Source organism: Noviherbaspirillum suwonense (assembly GCF_900182955.1).
GTDB lineage: Bacteria > Pseudomonadota > Gammaproteobacteria > Burkholderiales > Burkholderiaceae_D > Noviherbaspirillum_A > Noviherbaspirillum_A suwonense.
In genome coordinates, this window is sequence record NZ_FXUL01000010.1 from 133,246 (window position 1) to 148,672 (window position 15,427).

Annotated in this window: 15 protein-coding genes; 5 read left to right on the top strand and 10 right to left on the bottom strand. The window is 66.5% G+C overall.

All coding sequences use genetic code 11. The features are described from left to right. Nucleotides 1-88: 88 nt before the first annotated feature. Entirely contained in the window at nucleotides 89-277 is a 189-nt protein-coding gene (locus tag QOL82_RS14405) for a hypothetical protein (RefSeq protein ID WP_283442974.1), read from the top strand. A gap of 15 nt (nucleotides 278-292) precedes the next feature. On the opposite strand, the gene QOL82_RS14410 is transcribed toward QOL82_RS14405, so the two are convergent. Then, on the bottom strand, nucleotides 293-925 hold the full coding sequence (locus tag QOL82_RS14410; RefSeq protein WP_283442975.1) for a class I SAM-dependent methyltransferase: 633 nt from the start codon (nucleotides 923-925) through the stop codon (nucleotides 293-295). Further along, a complete protein-coding gene (locus tag QOL82_RS14415) occupies nucleotides 922-2,094 on the bottom strand; it encodes a flavin-containing monooxygenase (protein WP_283442976.1) in 1,173 nt (390 codons plus the stop codon). The genes QOL82_RS14410 and QOL82_RS14415 overlap by 4 nt, the downstream gene beginning before the upstream one ends. Before the next feature lie 149 nt (nucleotides 2,095-2,243). Here QOL82_RS14415 and QOL82_RS14420 point away from each other — a divergent pair, with 149 nt between their 5' ends. The 3 genes from QOL82_RS14420 to QOL82_RS14430 all read left to right on the top strand — a co-directional run bounded on the left by QOL82_RS14420 (nucleotide 2,244) and on the right by QOL82_RS14430 (nucleotide 5,137). Beyond that, entirely contained in the window at nucleotides 2,244-2,921 is a 678-nt protein-coding gene (locus QOL82_RS14420) for a response regulator (protein WP_283442977.1), read from the top strand. Further along, nucleotides 2,908-4,338 (top strand): sensor histidine kinase, encoded by a 1,431-nt coding sequence (locus QOL82_RS14425; RefSeq protein ID WP_283442978.1) that lies wholly within the window; start codon nucleotides 2,908-2,910, stop codon nucleotides 4,336-4,338. Before QOL82_RS14420 ends, QOL82_RS14425 begins: the two co-directional genes overlap by 14 nt. A gap of 121 nt (nucleotides 4,339-4,459) precedes the next feature. Continuing rightward, nucleotides 4,460-5,137, top strand: a complete 678-nt coding sequence (locus tag QOL82_RS14430) for a TerC family protein (RefSeq protein ID WP_283442979.1) — start codon at nucleotides 4,460-4,462, stop codon at nucleotides 5,135-5,137. A 141-nt stretch (nucleotides 5,138-5,278) separates the two neighbouring features. Here QOL82_RS14430 and oxlT read toward each other — a convergent pair whose 3' ends face one another. The 6 genes from oxlT to asd form a co-directional block, all read right to left on the bottom strand. Next, complete coding sequence (gene oxlT, locus QOL82_RS14435) at nucleotides 5,279-6,598, bottom strand: oxalate/formate MFS antiporter (RefSeq protein WP_430438487.1); 1,320 nt, start codon at nucleotides 6,596-6,598, stop codon at nucleotides 5,279-5,281. A 991-nt stretch (nucleotides 6,599-7,589) separates the two neighbouring features. Continuing rightward, nucleotides 7,590-9,098 carry a tripartite tricarboxylate transporter permease gene (locus QOL82_RS14440; RefSeq protein WP_283442981.1) on the bottom strand — a complete coding sequence of 503 codons (1,509 nt, stop codon included), beginning with the start codon at nucleotides 9,096-9,098 and terminating at the stop codon, nucleotides 7,590-7,592. A gap of 9 nt (nucleotides 9,099-9,107) precedes the next feature. Continuing rightward, a complete protein-coding gene (locus QOL82_RS14445; protein WP_283442982.1) occupies nucleotides 9,108-9,725 on the bottom strand; it encodes a tripartite tricarboxylate transporter TctB family protein in 618 nt (205 codons plus the stop codon). Between the two features lie 139 nt (nucleotides 9,726-9,864). Then, a complete protein-coding gene (locus QOL82_RS14450) occupies nucleotides 9,865-10,848 on the bottom strand; it encodes a tripartite tricarboxylate transporter substrate binding protein (protein ID WP_283442983.1) in 984 nt (327 codons plus the stop codon). A gap of 234 nt (nucleotides 10,849-11,082) precedes the next feature. Beyond that, nucleotides 11,083-11,355, bottom strand: coding sequence for a cupin domain-containing protein (locus QOL82_RS14455; protein ID WP_283442984.1), 273 nt, complete (start codon nucleotides 11,353-11,355; stop codon nucleotides 11,083-11,085). A gap of 103 nt (nucleotides 11,356-11,458) precedes the next feature. Beyond that, nucleotides 11,459-12,352, bottom strand: a complete 894-nt coding sequence (asd, locus tag QOL82_RS14460; protein ID WP_283442985.1) for an archaetidylserine decarboxylase — start codon at nucleotides 12,350-12,352, stop codon at nucleotides 11,459-11,461. Between the two features lie 188 nt (nucleotides 12,353-12,540). Between asd and QOL82_RS14465 the strand changes: the two genes are divergently transcribed. Beyond that, entirely contained in the window at nucleotides 12,541-13,167 is a 627-nt protein-coding gene (locus QOL82_RS14465) for a hypothetical protein (protein WP_283442986.1), read from the top strand. Between the two features lie 44 nt (nucleotides 13,168-13,211). Here the strand turns inward: QOL82_RS14465 and QOL82_RS14470 are convergent, their stop codons facing one another. Both QOL82_RS14470 and QOL82_RS14475 read right to left on the bottom strand, forming a co-directional pair. Next, nucleotides 13,212-14,198, bottom strand: coding sequence for a hydroxymethylglutaryl-CoA lyase (locus QOL82_RS14470; RefSeq protein WP_283442987.1), 987 nt, complete (start codon nucleotides 14,196-14,198; stop codon nucleotides 13,212-13,214). Next, nucleotides 14,198-15,409, bottom strand: coding sequence for a CaiB/BaiF CoA transferase family protein (locus QOL82_RS14475; RefSeq protein ID WP_283442988.1), 1,212 nt, complete (start codon nucleotides 15,407-15,409; stop codon nucleotides 14,198-14,200). Before QOL82_RS14475 ends, QOL82_RS14470 begins: the two co-directional genes overlap by 1 nt. Between the last annotated feature and the right edge of the window lie 18 nt (nucleotides 15,410-15,427).

The following is a 15,427-nucleotide window of genomic DNA, read 5'->3' on the forward strand; positions in this document are numbered from 1 at the left end:
TTGCGCGGGACGGGCATGATCCATGCAAGGACCTGGGCAGGCGTCGCGAGGCGCCTGAGCCGATTCCAACCCATGCAAGGAGAACGCGATGAGCACGCTGACCATCAAGGATTTGCCGATGAACGAGACGCTGGACCGAGACGCCATGTCGGCGCTGCGCGGCGGCATCGGGAGGACGCCGCAGCAGGTGCTGGCATGGCAGGTCACCGGCCAGCCGGCGACCTGGCAGGGCATGGTGCTGGGCGACGACGGCAAGCTGCACCAGCCGGCGATCTGATGCCGCGGCGCGGCGTCAGACTGCCACCGCCACGCCCCAGAAGTTATAGGCGAACGGCCGCGGACCCGGCAGGTAGCCGGTCTGCAGGTCGACGAAGCGAAAGCCCGCCTGCTGCAGCAGGGCGGGAATGTCGCGGTCGAGATGGCAGCCGCCGGCCATCCTGGACCAGGCCGGCGTCAGCCTGCGCTGCCAGGCCCTGACCGAGGCGTCGCGGGCGAGACCGTGCTCGCAAAAGATCAGCTGGCCGCTCGGCTTGAGCACCCGCCGCATTTCGCGCAGCGCCGCGGCCGGGTCCGGAATCGTGCACAGCGAATACGTGACCAGCACGGTGTCGAATGCGCCGTCCTCGAACGGAATGCGTTCCGCCGACAGCGCGACGAGCTGCACCTCGATGCCGGCGGCGGCAGCGCGCTTGCGCGCCAGCCGGTGCATCTCCACGCCCGGGTCCAGCCCGATCAATTCCGCGACCCGCGACCTGTCGTAATAGGCCAGGTTCAGGCCGGTGCCGATGCCGATCTCCAGCACCCGGCCGGATGCCAGCGGCACGACCTTCCGGCGCTGGCGCGAAAACGGCCCGATGCCGCAGGCGACATCCAGCAGCCAGGGCAGCAGGCGCCGCTCGTACCAGTTGGGCTTGTCCGCGCTCATCGCAGCGCTCCCGTTTCGGCGGGTGCGCTGCCGTGTCCCTGCCCCTGCGTCCGTGCGTGGATGACCGCGGCAATGTGCTGCGCCTGCAGCGCGATCCGGCGCAGCATGCCTTCCGGCGAATGGGTGTCGAAGCCGGCGAAGTACAGCCCGGCATGCATGCCAGCGCCGATCTCCTGCCGCGGCAGGCCGTCGTCGTCGAGCGCCAGCGGCTGGTCGGGAAAGAGCTGCGCCAGCTGCGGCTGGTAGCCGGTGGCGAGGATCACCGCATCGAACGCCGCCTCCCCGCCGTCGGCGAAGACCACGCCGCGCGGCAGGAAGCGCCGGATCGCGGGCCGCACGCCGATGTCGCCGCGCCGTATGCGGGCGACCGTGCCGGTGTCGATCAGCGGCGCGCGGCCCGTATCGCGCACCTGGCGCATCGGCGCCAGCGAGGACGTGATTATGCCCCAGCGCCGCAGGTCGCCTACCGTCATGTCCCGCAGCACGGCCGACACCGCGTCGCCCCACGACGGCGGCAGCCGCGACAGCAGCAGCGCGGTCAGGTGCACCGGCACGCCCAGCACATCGCGATAGACGATGTTCTGCGGCGAGCGCACCGACAGCGTCACCTCCACGCCCTGCTGGGCAAGGTCCAGCGCAATCTCGGCGCCGCTGTTGCCGAGGCCGACGACCAGCACCCGCCGGCCCGAAAACTGCGCCGCATTCCGGTAAACCCGGCTGTGCATGACGGTCCCTGAGAACCGTGCCTGCCCTTCGAACGCCGGCATGCGCGGCGCCCGGTTGGCGCCGGTCGCCACGACCACGTGCCGCGCGCGATAGGACCTGCCGGATGCGGTGGCCGCGGCCCAGCCGCCGTCGCCGGAAGTCACCTTCAGCACCTGCTGGCCGAAGTCGGGGCGAATCCCGAAATGGCGTGCGTAGCCTTCGAGGTAATCGACCATCTGCTGGCGCGACGGATAGCGCGGCGTACCCCGCGGAAACCGCATGCCCGGCATCGCCGACCAGGCCTTGACCGTATGCAGGCGCAGCCGGTCGTAATGGCCGCGCCATGACGCGCCGACATCGGCGGCGGCGTCGACGACCCGCGCCGGCATCCCGCGCTGCGCCAGGCAGCCCGCGCAAGCCAGGCCGGCCGGCCCCGCGCCGATGACGAGTATGTCGTGTTCCATTGCCTGCCTCCTTGCTGCCGCGCCCTGCCCGCTATCTTGCGCCGGAATGCGAGGCCGGGTGCGATCGCCACGCAATGCGCGCATACTCGGCTAGAATCCCGCTAGCCCGTCCCTGTCCGTGTACCTGTTCCCTTGCCTGCCCCTGTCCCATGCGCATACTCCTGGTCGAGGATGATGAAATACTAGCCGATGCACTGTACCGCACGCTGGTGCAGTCCGCCTACGCGGTCGACCTGGCCAACCATGGCGAGCAGGCCGACCGCGCGCTGTCCACCCATACCTATGACCTGGTGGTGCTCGATGTCGGCCTGCCCGGCATCGGCGGCTTCGAGATCCTGCGCCGCCTGCGCGCCCGCAAGTCCCGCGTCCCGGTCCTGCTGCTGACCGCGCTCGACGCGCTGGCGGACCGGGTGCGCGGCCTCGACCTCGGCGCCGACGACTACCTGACCAAGCCCTTCGACCTGCCCGAACTCGAAGCCCGCGTGCGCGCGCTGCTGCGGCGCGGGCATGGCAGCTCCACGCCCGAGCTGCACCATGGCCGGCTGCGGCTCGACACGACCGGGCGGCGCCTGTATTACGACGACCAGCCGGTCGAGCTGTCGGCCCGCGAGCTGGCGCTGTTCGAGCTGCTGCTGATGCGGGAAGGCCGCGTGGTCAGCAAGGAGCACATGGTCAACCACCTGTACGGCTGGGGCGACGAGGTCGGCACCAACGCAATGGAAGTCTACGTCTACCGCGTGCGCAAGAAGCTGGAGTCCTATGGCTGCACCATCCGCACCATACGCGGCATGGGCTACCTGATGGAGCGCTTCGATGGGGAGTCGTAGGCCGACGCTGCAGAAGAAGCTGCTGGCCTGGCTGCTCGGGCCGCTGCTCGGCCTGCTGGCTGTCGACACCGTCGTCACCTGGTCGACCTCGTCCGGTTTTTCCAACCATGCCTACGACCGCTCGCTGGAGGAAATGGCGCGCGAGGTCGTGCTGCACGTGCGGCCCGGCGCGGGCCGCCCGGTGTTCGCGATGCCGGCCGAGGCCGAGCGCATCCTGCGCGTCGACCAGGACGACCGGGTCTATTTCAAGGTGTCGGCCGCCGACGGCGCGCTGATCGGCGGCGACGCGGAACTGGCGGCGCCGCCGTCGCCGGTCACGCCCGGCCAGCCGCTGTTCTACAACGGCATGCTGCACGGCGAACCCGTCCGGGTCGTCGCCGCGCGGGTGCCGGTCGGCGGCCAGGATGCGGCGCAGCCGCTGGCCCAGGTGCAGGTGCAGGTGGCCGAGACCCTGAACCGGCGCAGCAGGCTGACCAGGGATATCCTGGCCAGCGTGTTCCTGCCGCAGCTGCTGCTGATCCTGTGCGCCAGCGCCGCCGTCTACTTCGGCGTGCGCCAGGGCTTGCTGCCGCTGCAGCGGCTGCGGCGCGCCGTGTCCGCCCGCTCCCACCTCGACCTCAGCCCGATCGAGGCGAGCAACGTGCCCGGCGAGGTCATGCCGCTGGTCGACGAGGTCAACGACCTGCTGCGCCGCCTCGGCACCACGCTGAATTTCCAGAACCGCTTCATCGCCGACGCCGCGCACCAGCTGAGGACGCCGGTGGCCGGCATGAAGGCGCAGATCGAGCTGGCGCTGCGCGAGACCGACCGCGCCCGGCTGCAGCATTCGATCGGCCAGCTCTACCACAGCGCCGACCGGCTGTCGCGGCTGGTCAGCCAGCTGCTGTCGCTGGCGCGCAATGAGCCGGGCGCGGTGGAAAGCGTCGCGCTGCACACGCTGGACCTGAATGCGCTGGCGCTGGAAGTGACGATGGAATGGGTGCCCGAGGCGCTGCGGCGCAATGTCGACCTCGGCTTCGAGGGCGCGGACGGCGAGGTCGTCATCGACGGCGACACGCACCGGCTGCGCGAGCTCATCAATAACCTGATCGACAATGCGGTGCGCTACAGCCAGGACATGGGCAGCGTGACGGTGCGGGTGGCCGCCGGCGAGCAGCGGCAGCTGTCGATCAGCGACGACGGGCCGCGCATCCCGGTTGAGGAGCGCGAGCGCATCTTCCAGCGCTTTCACCGGCTGCTGGGCAGCCATGTCGACGGCAGCGGGCTGGGCCTGGCCATCGTCAGTGAAATCGCGGCGCTGCACAACGCGCATATCACGCTGGAGGAAGACCTCGACGGCGTCGGCAATACCTTCACCGTGTTCTTCCCGGCGCCGCGCACGCGCCCGGATGCCGGCGCGCAGCCGGGACACGGCTGATTTCTCCGCACTGTAAGCGTGGCGTAAGGTGTGCGACAGGAAGGCGAAAGCCTGCCTGTTTATCCTTGCGGGCGACGCCGTGCCCATCCGGGCCCGGCCAGCAACCCACAAGGAGACACGTGTGACCATGCTTACAACGCCGGAATTCTGGCTTGCCCTGATGCAGATCATCCTGATCAATATCGTACTGTCCGGCGACAATGCCGTCGTCATCGCGCTCGCCTCGCGCTCGCTGCCACCGGCGCAGCAGAGAAAGGCCATCCTGTTCGGCAGCGTCGGCGCAATCGTGCTGCGTATCGTCCTCACCTTCTTCGCGGTCTACCTGCTGTCCCTGCCCTACCTGAAGTTCGCCGGCGCCGTCCTGCTGCTGTGGATAGGCGTGAACCTGCTGAAGGAAGATGACGACGACGCCGACCTCGAGGGCCATTCCAACCTGGCCGCGGCGATCAAGACCATCATCGTTGCCGACCTGGTCATGAGCCTGGATAACGTGATCGGCGTTGCCGCCGCCGCCAAGGGCAACCTGGTGCTGCTGGTGATCGGCCTGGGCGTGAGCATCCCGCTGATCATCTACGGCAGCACGCTGATCCTGAAACTGATGAACCGCTTTCCCGTCATCATCACCATCGGCGCGGCGCTGCTGGGATGGGTGGCCGGCGAGATGGCGTTCTCCGACCCGTCCATCAACGCCTGGGCCGAAAGCCATCACAACATGCACCTGATCCCGCCGGTGCTGTGCGCGCTGCTGGTGGTCGCCGCCGGGAAATTCCTGCAGGGCCAGAATCGGCAAGCCTCGTAAGGACGCCGGGACGCCGACAGCGTAAGCGCAGGAGGAAGCCGTCGCCGCGCCAGCTTTGCGCGGCGGGAAAAAAAGAGCTGCCGGGTAAGCGGCAGCTCCTGTTACCTGCAGCGATATGCATCGCTGCCTTCAGTCCGGCGATCAGGCCGGCCGGGCGCCCTGCATTCGACCTGCCGCCAGGGCCGCGGCATTTTCCCCATCCAGCATGTTCCTCGACTTCATCACATGCTTTGCAAGGACCGGTCTGAGCACCATGATGGCAAGGAAGGCCGCCGTCAGGTCCATGCAGGCCACGGTGTACAGCACGGTCGACCAGGTGCCGGTCGCTTCCATCAGCAGGTTGCCCATCGGGACCAGGATCGCACCGATACCTTTTGCCGTGTAGAGCACGCCGTAGATCTTGCCGATGTGCTTGGTGCCGAACGCGTCGCCTGCCAGTGCCGAGAACAGCGAATAGACTTCACCCCAGGCCAGGAACACCACGCCCGACAGGATCAGGAAGGCGTAGGGATTGTGGCCGAAGTAGCCCAGCGCGACGATGCCGCAGCCTTCCAGCGTGAACGCGATCACCATCGTCTTTTCACGGCCGATATTGTCCGAGATCCAGCCAAAGAACGGACGCGAGATGCCGTTCATGATCCGGTCCAGCATCAGGGCCAGTGGCAGCGCCGCCATCACGAAGAAGTACAGGTCGACCTGGAATTCCTTCACGCCCAGATCCTTGGCGATGACGCCCAGTTGCGCAACAGCCATCAGGCCGCCGGTCACGACGAGGATGAACATCAGGAACATCAGCCAGAAGAGCTTGGTGTTCAGCGCTTCCTTCAGGGTGTAGTCGCGGGTAGCCTGGACCAGCTTGTGCGAGGCCTTGGTCTCGTTGGCTTTCGGCGAGCGGAGGAACCATGCCGCGACGAATGCGAGCGATCCCTGCAGCAGTCCGAAGAACATGAAGGTTTGCTGGAAGCCGGCCGATTCGATCATGGCTGCAATCGGAAGGATCGTCGCCGCGGAGCCTGCGCCATAACCGCCTGCCGTGAGACCGACTGCCAGGCCGCGGCGATCGGGGAACCACTTCAATGCGTTGTTGATGCAGGTTGCATAGATCGAGCCGACGCCAATGCCGCCCAGCGCAGCGCCGATGTAATAGCCCAGCAGCGTGGTGGCCTGCGAATTCATGATCCATGCAAGGCCGATGAAGATCGCGCCGAAGGCGACCATCCAGCGCGGGCCGAATTTATCGATGAAGTGACCTTCGATCGGCGCGAGCCAGGTCTGTACCAGGACGAAGATGGTGAAGGCAATCTGGATCTCGGCGCGGGCCCAGCCGAATTTGGTCTGGATTTCCGGCACGAACAGGGTCCACGCATACTGGATGTTGGCGGTGGCGATCATGCAGATGACGCCGACGACAAGCTGTATCCAGCGTGTCTTTGAAGAGGTGATTGGTGCCGGGTTCGACATTGACGACGTTACGCTGCTCATTTTGCACTCCTTGCTTGGTGCCCCATGCCGCGGGCTTTTCGATTGGCAGTAATGGACAGACGTGCTGGCCCATTACATGACGTATTGAAAATTACGTTACGCACATTGGTCTCCGTTTTTTTATTTTGATGTTTTGATTAAGTCGCGGCCGTTAAAGGAGGCGGCGCGTTAATCGTCTGTGCTTCAAGCCTTGGAGTGGTCTGCCTTTGCGGGCATGTGCAGCAACGGTGAGGTCGGTGCTTTCTATTGGTCATTGTCTGTCTCCGTTAGTTATATATATGTGATGCTTTACTGCTTATTGAAGCGATTGCTTGCGAATCCGGCGTGCCGGTCAAACGCGGGAAACGAGGAAGACCGGCCTGCCGGTGTGTCCAGTCCATCCAGTCCAGCGCAGTCCAGCTCATTTCAGTTCAGCGGCAGGTAGCGTTGCCGGGAGCCCGGCGTCCCGACCTGCTGCATCGAATGGCAAGGCGGCGCGCAGGGATGCCGGAATGCCGCGCAAAATCAGATTGACATCAACCGGCCAGCCGGATCGGGCGGGGCGCAGTCCAGGCGCCGGCACGGCGGCTCGCGACGGCGAACCGGGGGAAGCGCCTGCAAATTTCAAGTCCACCGATAACCATCGAAGAGTCCCTCCTTGCCTTGACCTGCCTGAAGTCATCGCGCCGGATGCACCTGACAGCCTTTGCAACCTGAGGCCCATTCTCGAAGAACGATAATCCAGTCTCCTTGACCGCGGTTAAGTTTACAAAAATAGGATGATTGGACCTGCAAATGCCCGAACGCCGGCCAGAGCCTTGAAAGGCCGGCCAGCGGGGTCATGGGGGAGAGATGGGAAAGCCGCATGCAAGAAGGGGCATGCGGCGGCCAGGCGGGAGCGGCTGGCGCGGGCGAAGGTGTCCTGCGCCGTCGCTTCAGGTTTTACAGATTCGACGCCAATGCCGCCTGCGGACGGGCCCGGGCGCCACGGCTACTCTTCGACGAAGGTCTCCTGCCGCTTCTTCGAGATCGCCGGGACCGCGATCACCGCCACCAGCGCCACGGCTGCCAGCAGCATCCCCAGCGACAGCGGGCGGGTCAGGAAGACCGTGAAGTCGCCCTGGGACAGCATCAGGCTGCGCCGCAGGTTTTCTTCCATCATCGGGCCCAGGATGAAGCCGAGCAGCAGCGGCGCGGCTTCGCAGCCGAAGCGCACGAAGGCCACGCCCAGCACGCCGAACATCACGGTGATCAGCACGTCGAAGGAATTGTTGTTGACGCTGTAGACGCCGATGCAGCAGAACATCAGGATGGCGGGATACAGCAGCCGGTACGGCACCTTGAGCAGCTGCACCCAGATGCCCACCAGCGGCAGGTTGAGGACGACCAGCATCGCGTTACCCAGCCACATCGACACGATCAGTCCCCAGAACAGCGTCGGGTTGCTGGTCATGACCTGCGGGCCGGGCTGGATGTTATGCACCATCATCGCGCCCACCATCAGCGCCATCACGGCGTTGGGCGGGATGCCCAGGGTCAGCAGGGGGATGAAGGACGTCTGCGCGCCGGCGTTGTTGGCCGACTCCGGGCCGGCGACCCCGCGGATATTGCCTTCGCCGAACGGGACCGCCGGATTGCGCGTGAGCTTCTTTTCCATCGTGTAGGACGCAAAGGAGGCCAGCAGCGCGCCGCCGCCGGGCAGGATGCCCAGCGCCGAGCCGAGGCCGGTGCCGCGCAGGATGGCCGGCAGCGCATCCTTGAATTCGCTCCACGACAGCATCAGCCCGCCTACCTTGCTGGTGAAAACCTCGCGCTTGTCCTTGAGGTCGACATTGACGATGATCTCGACGAAGGCGAACAGCGCCATTGCGATGCCGACGAAGCCGATGCCGTCGGACAGTTCGGGAATGTCGAAGGAAAAGCGGGCGATGCCGGAGTTGATGTCGGTGCCGACCATGCCCAGCAGCAGGCCCAGCACGATCATGCACATGGCCTTGAGCAGCGAGCCGGAGGCCAGCACCACCGCGCCGACCAGGCCCAGGACCATCAGCGAAAAATATTCGGACGGGCCGAATACCAGTGCCATTTCCGCCAGCGGCGCAGCGAAGGCAGCCAGGATCAGCACGCCGAAGCAGCCGGCGATGAAGGAGCCGATCGCCGACACCGCCAGCGCCGCGCCGGCCTTGCCGCGCCGCGCCATCTGGTGGCCGTCGAGCATCGTGACCACCGACGATGCCTCGCCCGGCAGGTTGACCAGGATGGCGGTGGTGGAGCCGCCGTACTGCGCGCCGTAATATATTCCGGACAGCATGATCAGCGCCGACACCGGCGGCAGCACGTAGGTGGCCGGCAGCAGCATCGAGATGGTGGCGATCGGGCCGATGCCGGGCAGCACGCCGATCAGCGTGCCGAGCAGGCAGCCGATCAGGCAATACATCAGGTTGGTCGCGGTGAATGCGGTGTCGAAGCCGATTGCAAGGTTGTTCAGGAGGAGTTCCATGCGGTCTTTCTAGCGCTTCTTCGCTGGGGTAAAGATACTGGACAGTTCTTCCGCATCGGGCCAGACCGGCATCTGCAGGTTCAGGCCGTACAGGAAGACCGCGACGGCGAGCAGCGACAGGGCGACGATGCTTGCCAGGACTTCACGCACCCTGGACTCATGGCTGGCGAATGCCGCGATGACCAGCAGCAGCGTCACGCTCAGCACCAGGCCCAGTCCCTTGACCAGCAGGCCGAACAGGGCGACGGCGCCCAGCAGCAGGCCCATGGTCCGCTCGCCCACCGCAATGGCCAGCAGGCAGCCGCCAAGCACGCCTGTCGCCACGGCGGCGCGGCTGGACAGGCCCAGCAGCTGCGCGATCACGGCCATGCCTATGATGGCGAGGAAGATCAGGAAGGGAGCGACGCTGACCAGGGCCGGGTTGCCGCCCCGCACGCGCAGGGCGCTGGCGCTCAGCACCGCGCCCATCAGCGCAAGCAGGCCGCCCAGGTAGTAGGGAAAAAATCCCGGGCCCATTTCGGCCGCCGCGCCGATGTCCAGCGTGCGGCGCGAGAGCACCATGGCAGCGATGCCGAACAGGACGAACATCAGGCCCGCGTAGAAATTCTGGCGATTCTGTATTTTCAAGAGTCTCTCCGATGCGCGACAGCCGCGAGCGCGGATGGCGGCGGATGATGCGGGTCATTGCGCGCCCGCCCGGACGGGCGGCGCAGGGCCGGGCGGCCGCGAACGCCGCTGGCGTCGCGTCCGCCCGGCAGGGGACGTTTCAGGTCTTGGCTTGCAGGCCCAGGCTGGTGATGGTCTCGCGCTCGGCTTCGAAGGTCTCGCGCGCGAATTTCGTGTAGCCGGCGCTGTCCAGGTAGATCACGGGCTGGTCGTACTTGTCGAGCACCGCGATCACCGCCGGATCCTGCAGGGACTTGCTGAACGCATCCTGCAGGCGCTTGGTCAGGGCCGGGTCCATGCCGGCTGGCGCGCCGATGCCGAACGGCGAATCCGACACTGTCTGGTAGCCGAGCTCGAGCAGCGTCGGCACGCTCGCCCAGCGCTTGGTGCGCTTGCTGCCGTAGGTGGCGAGCAGCCGGCAGCGGCCGGCGTCCACGTGCGGCCCCCAGCCGGTGGCGTCGCTGTGCGCCATCACGTGGCCGCCCAGCACTGCCTGCATGCCGTCCGCATTGCCCTTGAACGGAATGTGCTGGAGCTTGATGCCGGCGCGCCGGGCGAACTGCTCGACCACCAGGTGCGGCGTGGTGCCGGCGCCGGTCGAACCGTAGCTCAGCTTGCCGGGATTGGCCTTGGCGTAGTCCACGAACTCCTGCATGGTCTTGATCGGCGAATCGGCGCGCACCACCATGCCGAAGGTATAGCCGGTCAGGCAGGCGACATAGGTCAGGTCCTTCATCGGATCGAACTGCACCTTCTGCATGTGCGGCAGGCGGAATATGCCCAGCGGCAACTGCGACAGGGTATAGCCGTCGGGCTTGGCATTGACCAGCTCCACGGCGCCCAGCGTCCCGCCCGCGCCCGGCTTGTTTTCCACGATCATCTGTCCGCCCAGCGCCTTGCCGGCGCTTTCGGCGAAGGCGCGCATCACGATGTCGGTCGAACCGCCCGCCGGCCATGGGCAGATCAGCTTGATCGGGCGCGACGGGAAGGCTTGCGCCTGGGCGATGCCGGGGAAGGCAACCGTGGCAGCCGCGGCCGCCGTGGTCTTCAGGAAATCGCGGCGCGTAGGAATACTCTTGCTCATGTGTCGTCTCCGTTTAGCGGGTCATGGCAGTCTTCGTTTGACGATGCCACCCATTGTTATGAATACGCTGCGATGCCTGACCGGCCTGCAGAACGACATCAGTTCTGCACTGCGGTATCAAGTTCTGCCGCGCCGCATGAGTGTATCGGCTACTCGGTTTCCTGTAAATCCGATCCCTGGAGCGGCAACCGACATCTACCATGCTTCACAAACCAGCCCTTACAGGCAGTCCATTCAGCCGGGTTTCCTGCCAACAAGATAATGCACGCCTTCCGCGCCGCAGGATTCGGAATGCGGCGTATGTGCCGCCAGGTGGAACTGGTCGCCAACCCGGCACAGCTGTTCGTCTTCGCCGGTGACCAGGCGCAGCTCGCCCAGCGTGATCAGCGCCCTGGCTTCGAACGGATGCGTATGCACGCCGAGCACGTTATGCGGCTCGCGTTCCACCGTGACGATTTCCCGGAAGCCTTCCCTCTCCAGCATAGCGACGAATTCTGCACGGTCCATGTTGTCTCCTTGGGTTTGGATTTTCCGATAGTCGCATGGCTTGGCCTGTAAGCGCCACAAGTTGCAAGCCACCAGCCGCGGCTGGAAGCGCAAGGGCTGCGGATCAGTCCACCTGGCTGTCCGGCAAGCCCAGCCGCGCATGGGTCCGGCCCTGGTGCGGCGCGCCGAGCGGTTCGCCGAGGCGCACCGGGCGGGTGGCTTCCCACTCGTCGTGAAAACCGAGGGTGTCTTTCGGGAACAGCAGGACCACCGTGGAGCCCAGCAGGAAGCGGCCCATTTCCTCGCCTTTTTTCAGGCTGACCTGGCCGGGCGCGTAGGTCCATTCGCGGACCTCGCGGGTGCGCGGCGGATTGACCACGCCGTGCCAGACCGTCGCCATGCTGCCGACGATGGTGGCGCCGACCAGCGTCAGCACGAACGGGCCGTGATCCGATTCGAAGACGCAGACCACCCGTTCGTTGCGGGCGAACAGGCCGGGCACGCCGCGGGCGGTGGTCGGGTTGACCGAGAACAGCGTGCCCGGCACGTAGATCATCCGGGTCAGCCTGCCGTCGCAGGGCATGTGGATGCGATGGTAGTCGCGCGGGCTGAGGTAGATGGTGGCGAAGCTGCCGTTGCGGAACTGCGCGGCCAGGGTCGCGTCGCCGCCGACCAGCGCGGTGGTCGAATAGTAATGGCCCTTGGCCTGGAATATCTGGTCCTGTTCGATCCCGCCGAACTGGCTGATCGCGCCGTCGACCGGGCAGACGTAGTCGGCGTCGGCCAGCGGCCGCGCGCCTTCGCGCAGCGCGCGGGTGAAGAACGCGTTGAAACTCGCATAGCTGGCGATGTCGGGATTGGCGGCTTCCTGCATGTTCACCTTGTACTTGCGCACGAAGCGGCGAATGATGCCCGTGGTGATGCTGCCCGCCTCCGCATTGGCCACCAGGCCGGCGAACACGGTCATTGCATATTTGGGAAAGAGATATTGCGGAAGGACGGCGGTGCGATCGGACACGATGGTGAGCCCTAGTCAAAAGTTTAGGAATTATAACGTTGGCAATACGGATACAGGCGGCAAAGACGCAAGCCTGTCTACTGTCAAATTCTGTCTATTTGACACCTGGCGCTGCTGTCTTTGGACGGCTTTACTTGACTGTCCGCGCTGTTTGGGCGACATTCGCGGCTTGGTCTCAGGAGGATTTCATGGCGGTGGTATCGATATCGGAAGCGTCCCGGCTGGTCGGCAAGACCCGCCAGACCCTGTATAACGACCGGGACAGCGGCAAGCTGTCCTGGACGACGCTTGAGACAGGCAAGCCGGGCATCGATACATCGGAGTTACAGCGGGTGTACGGCCAGCTCAGACTCGGCCCGGTCGGCCAGGCGGTGCGCAATGTCAATTTCGACGGCGAGACAGGCAGCGCCGACGGTTCCGGCCGGACCGGCGCGGCTGTCGATTCGGCTGTCGACCCGACTGTACACGCGGTGCTGGAGACTGAACTGAAGGGCGCGCAGCAGCGCATCGAGCTGCTGGAAAGGATGCTGGCGCTGGAAGCCGCGGCGCGGCGCCAGCAGCTGGAATCGCAGCGTTCCGAGCTGGTCGCCAAGGACCAGATCATCAATGTGCTGCAAAGCCAGATGAAATTGCTGGAGTACATCGCCCCTGTCAAGCCGGACAGCCGGGAGCAGGAGCGGACGGTGGAGATGCAGACAGCCCGTCCAGGCGATGGACAGGCGCCGCTACAGCCGAATGGACAGGGGAATGGACATGCGCCGCTGCCGGCCGGCGGGCGCGGCTGGCTTTCCAGGCTGTGGCGGCGGGCCGCCTAGGACCGGATCGGGTACCGGCCAGGCCACAGTCCCGCCCGGGACGGTCAGGCGCGGTCGCGCGCCAGCGCCCGTTCCCGGGTTTCCGCGAAGTCGGCCGGCGGCGCGTGGCGCCGGTCCGACTTGCCGGCCTTGACCACCTGCCCGCTGAGCTCGTGCCCGATCAGGCCGGGCAACTGCGCCGCGCAGTCGAGCAGCGCATCCAGGTCCACCCCGGTGTCGCAGCCCATGGCCTGCAGCATGTGCACCAGGTCCTCGGTGCAGACATTGCCGGTCGCGCCGGGCGCATACGGGCAGCCGCCCAGCCCGCCCAGCGACGCGTCGTAGCGGACGATGCCGGCGTTCAGGCCGGCCAGCGCATTGGCCAGTCCCATGCCGCGGGTGTTATGGAAGTGCAGCGTCAGTTCCAGTCCCTTCCAGCGTTCCGCCAGGCCGTCGCACAGGGCTTCCACCTGCAGCGGATTGGCCATGCCGGTGGTGTCGCACAGCGTGATGCCGGTGGCGCCTTCGCCGGCGAACCAGTCGCCGATTTCCAGCACGTCGTCCACGCCCACCGCGCCTTCCATCGGGCAGCCGAAGGCGGTGGAGATCGAGATGTTGACCGCGGTCGCGGCGCCGCGTGCGGCCCGGACGATCTCGGTCAGCCCGTGTCGCGACTGGGCGCGCGTCATGCGCAGGTTGGCCAGGTTGTGGGTCTCGCTGGCCGACATCACCAGGTTCAACTCGTCCACCCGGCATTCCAGCGCCCGCTCTGCGCCGCGCAGGTTGGGCACCAGCGCCACGTAGGCGACGCCCGGCACGCGCTCGATCTGCTTCATCACCGCCTCGGCGTCCCGCAGCGCCGGGATCGCCTTGGGCGAGGTGAACGAGGTCACCTCGATCTTGGCCAGGCCGGTGCGCGACAGCGCATTGACCAGCGCGATCTTGTCCTCGGTCGGCACGAACACCGGCTCGATCTGCAGGCCGTCGCGCATCGCGACATCGTTGATGTAGAGCCGGCGGCCCTGGAATCCATGGAAAGGCAAGGCCGCCATCAGATCACTCCCTTTTCTTTCAGTTGCGCCAGTTGCGATTCGTCCAGGCCCAGCCCGGCCAGCACCGACTCGGTATGCTCGCCCAGCGCCGGCCCGCCGCCTTCCAGCCGGCCCGGCGTGGCCGACAGCTTGGGCACCACGCCCGGCACTTTCAGGCGCGAGCCGTCGTCCAGCGTGATGTCCTGCAGCATGCCGCGCGCCTGGTAATGCTCGTCCTCGACGATGTCCTTGACCGTATACACCTTGCCGGCCGGCACGCCGGCCTGGCCCAGCAGCGCCAGGCAGTCGTTGAGCGAGCGGGCCGCGGTCCAGGCGGCGATCGCCTGGTCGATGCGGTCCATGTGGGTCACGCGGCCCGGGTTGCGCGCCAGCGCCGGGTCGTTGCCCAGGTCGTCGCGGCCGATGGCGCTCATCAGCCGGCGAAAGATGCCGTCGCCGTTGCCGGCGATGAGCACGTAGAGGCCGTCGCTGGTCGGGTAGGCATTGGTCGGGGCGATGCCCTGGATCGCGCTGCCGGCCGGCTCGCGGATCACGCCGTTGCGGTCGTATTCCGGCACCGCGCCTTCCATCATGTTGAAGACCGACTCATACAGCGCCACGTCGATCATCTGGCCGCGGCCGCCGTTCTTCACGCGGTGGTACAGCGCCAGCAGCACGCCGATCACCCCGTGCAGCGCCGACAGCGAGTCGCCGATGCTGATGCCCGGACGCACCGGGGCCTCGCCCGGCACGCCGGTGATGTAGCGGAAGCCGCCCATCGCCTCGGCCACCACGCCGAAGCCGGCCAGGTCGCGCATCGGCCCGGTCTGGCCGTAGCCGGAAATGCGCAGCATGATCAGCTGCGGGTTCTTCGCCGACAGCGTGTCGTAGTCCAGCCCCCACTGCTCCAGCGTGCCGGGGCGGAAGTTCTCGATCACGACGTCGGCTTCCAGCGCAAGCCGGCGCACCAGGTCCTGGCCCTCCGGCTTGCGCAGGTCGATCGCGACCGACTTCTTGTGCCGCGCCTGCACGTGCCACCAGACCGAGGTCACGCCCTCGGCCGTGCGCCAGCTGCGCAGCGGGTCGCCGACGCCGGGCGGCTCGATCTTGATGACCTCGGCGCCGAAGTCGCCCAGGGTCTTGGCGGCGAACGGCCCGGCGATCAGGCTGCCCATTTCCAGCACCTTCAGGCCGGCCAGCGGGAGTTGGGGAAGTGAACTCATGGCGGTCATGCTCCTTTGCCGGGCGGC